Source organism: Kitasatospora sp. NPDC058406, assembly GCF_042722765.1.
Taxonomy (GTDB): Bacteria; Actinomycetota; Actinomycetes; order Streptomycetales; family Streptomycetaceae; genus Kitasatospora.
This window is the reverse complement of the sequence record NZ_JBHXKE010000366.1, coordinates 3478-6653: the sequence shown is the minus strand read 5'-3', so window position 1 is coordinate 6653 and position 3176 is coordinate 3478. Positions and strand designations below refer to the sequence as shown.

Below are 3176 nucleotides of genomic sequence, written 5' to 3'. Positions count from 1 at the left end.
CGCCCGCACGGCACCATGACGGCACGTCAGGCGCCGGTCGGACGGGCCGGGACGGCAGGGGCCGGCCCCTGCCGTCGGCCGCCGGAGGCGGGGTCCGGGGTTCAGGCCCCGGGTGCGACGAAGCCCTTCAGCTCGGTCAGGACGACGTTGGCCGCGGCCACACCGAGGCCGAGGAACCAGGTCTCGTCGGAGACCGGCCGGGCCTGGCCGGACTTGACCGCGCCGAGGGTCTTCCAGAGCGCGCCGCCGAGGACCGCGTCCTGGTTGGTGGAGCTGGGCGAGCCGTAGACGCCGTAGAAGATCCAGTCGGCGTCGGCCTTGTCGATCTGCTCGGGGCTGATCTCCACCGCGAGTTCCTTGACCTGCTCGATCCCGGGCTGCGGCAGCCCGATGTCACCGAGGATGGTGCCGATGAAGGACAGCTCCGCGTACAGCCGGATCTTGCCCGGCATGAAGCGCAGCGGCGTGATCGTGGGCCGCTTGTCGCCGAGACCGGAGCCGATCGCGGCGGCGGCGGCCTGGTAGGCGTCCAGCTGGGCCCTGGCCTCCGCCTCCAGGCCGAACGGGCTCGCGTTGAGCAGGAAGTTCTGCTTCCAGGGGTAGCCGGGGCGCAGCGAGAAGACGGTCGGGGCGATCTTCGAGAGCTGTGCGTACTGGTCCTGGGCGCGCAGCTGGCTGCCGAGGATCAGGTCGGGCTTGAGCTCGGCGATGGCCTCCAGGTTGAGGCTGTTGATGGTGCCCACGGCGGCGGGGCTGCCGGCCTTGGCCTTGAGGTAGGACGGCATGGTCTTGGAACCGTCGGTGTGGACCACGCCGACCGGCTGGATGCCGAGCGAGACGACGTTGTCGAGCTCGCCGGTGTCCAGTACGACGACCCGGACGGGCTTGGCGGGGACGACCGTCTCGCCCATCGCGTGGCGGACGGTCCGCGGGTAGACGCCGGGGGCGGCGTCGGTGCCGAAGCTCTTCATCTTCTCGATCACGGTGGCGTAGTCGTCGCCGCCCTGCTTGACCGACTTCTGGTCCGGGGAGGAGCCGCCGGACGGCTTCGCACCGCCCCCTGCCGCGCCGCCGCCCGAGCCGTCTCCGGAGCCCCCGGAGCTGCCGCAGGCGGTGAGCAGCCCGCCGAGGCCGAGCACGGCGCTGCCGGTGAGGCCCACGGTGAGCAGCTTCCGGCGGGAGGGGCGGGGGACGACGGTCTGGTTGCCGGAGGTGGGGGCCACGCGGCGCTCCTTCGAGGTCGGGGGATTAGGTGAGGCAAACCTATCCGAAGGCCCCGATTCCTCCCGCCCGAACCCCTTTCGGGCGGCGGAAGAACATCTCAAACCGTGACATAAGAGGCAAATCAATTCGGTAACAACCCTTAGAAATAAAGGTACACGCCCCTGTGTCCCATGTATCGGGCGGCATCGGATGCCACGCCCTGGTGAATCGAAGGGAGTGGCTCAGATCACCAGGGGTTGGCCTACTCAACCTTCGGTACCCCCACCTAGGGTGCGCTGGTGGTCGATCAGCAGCTCTCAGAGCACGGAAGCAGCGGACGGGCAACGGCGCCCACCGCTCCGCAGGGTGCCCCGGTCAGTGGTGCCAGTGGTGGAGCCCCCGACCCGGGGGCGGCGGGGGCAACGGGGGACAAGGGCCTACGGGGCAACTCGGTCGGCCTGCTGGGCAGCGTGGTCCTGGGCATCTCGACGGTCGCCCCGGTCTACTGCCTCACGGCGACGCTCGGTCCCACCGTGACCGCCGTCGGCGTCCAGATGCCCGCGGTGTTCCTGGCCGGCTTCCTGCCGATGCTGCTCGTCGCGTTCGCGTACAAGGAGCTGAACAAGGACTTCCCGGACTGCGGAACGTCCTTCACCTGGACGGTCAAGGCCTTCGGCCCGCGGGTCGGCTGGATGGCCGGCTGGGGCCTGACGGTGGCCACCATCATCGTGCTCTCCAACCTGGCCGGCGTGGCGACCGACTTCCTCTACCTGATGCTCGGCGAGATGACCGGCAACAGCGCGGTCGCGGAGCTGAACGACAACAAGGCCGCCCACCTGCTCACGGTGGTCGTCCTGATCGCCGCCGCCACCGCGATGAGCTACCGGGGCATGACCGCCACCAAGTGGTTCCAGTACAGCCTGGTCGGCCTCCAGCTCGCGGTGCTGCTCCTCTTCGCCGGCATCGCCGTCGGCAAGGCCGCGGCCGGTGACCTGCCGGACTCGATCGGCTTCTCCGCCTCCTGGCTCAACCCGCTGGAAGTGAGCTCGTTCAGCGCGTTCACCGCGGGCCTCTCGCTGTCGATCTTCATGTACTGGGGCTGGGACACCTGCCTCACCATGAACGAGGAGACCAGCGGCAGCGCCAAGACCCCGGGCCGGGCCGCGATGATCTCGATGGTGACCCTGGTCGGCTCGTACCTGCTGGTCGCGATCGCCTCCCAGATGTTCGCCGGCGTCGGCGCCGCCGGTACCGGTCTGGGCAACCCGGACACCGCCGACAACGTCTTCGCCGCCCTGGCCCGCCCGGTGCTCGGCTCGCCGTGGAGCATCCTGCTGTTCCTCGCCGTCGTCGCCAGTGCGGCCGCGAGCCTGCAGACCACGTTCATCCCGGTCGCCCGCACCCTGCTCGCCATGAGCGCCTACCGGGCCGTCCCGCCGCGCTTCGGCACCGTCCACCCGCGCTTCCGCACCCCCGGCTACGCCACGGTCGCCGCCGGCGTCGCCACCGCCGCCTTCTACGTCGGCATGAGCGTGATCAGCGAGAACGTCGTCCAGGACACCATCCTGGCCCTCGGCCTGATGATCTGCTTCTACTACGCGCTGACCGCCTTCGCCTGCGTCTGGTACTTCCGCCGCTCGCTCCGCAACGGTCCGCGCGACCTCCTGGTCAAGGGGGTCGCCCCGCTGCTCGGCGGCGTGCTGCTCGCCGCCGTCTTCCTGCAGACCCTCACCGACGCCTGGGACCCGGAGTACGGCAGCGGCGCCGTGTTCGGCATCGGCTCGGTGTTCGTCATCGGCGTCGGCATCCTGCTGCTCGGCGCGGTGCTGATGTTCTCGTACGGCGCGTACCGGCCGGAGTTCTTCCGCGGCGAGACGCTGCGCAAGGACACGCCCGCCCTCGTCGTGGAGGACTGACGCTATCCTCGAACGCATGAAGCGCTTCGCAGGTCTCGACTGGTGGCCGTCCTAGGA

General features: G+C 70.0%; 2 protein-coding genes. One reads left to right on the top strand and one right to left on the bottom strand.

Annotated elements, in window-relative coordinates:
- Window positions 1–101: 101 nt before the first annotated feature.
- On the bottom strand, window positions 102–1223 hold the full coding sequence (locus tag ACFWOG_RS38595; protein WP_355409170.1) for an iron-siderophore ABC transporter substrate-binding protein: 1122 nt from the start codon (window positions 1221–1223) through the stop codon (window positions 102–104).
- Between the two features lie 279 nt (window positions 1224–1502).
- Here ACFWOG_RS38595 and ACFWOG_RS38590 point away from each other — a divergent pair, with 279 nt between their 5' ends.
- A complete protein-coding gene (locus ACFWOG_RS38590; protein WP_380364207.1) occupies window positions 1503–3119 on the top strand; it encodes an APC family permease in 1617 nt (538 codons plus the stop codon).
- Window positions 3120–3176 lie beyond the last annotated feature (57 nt).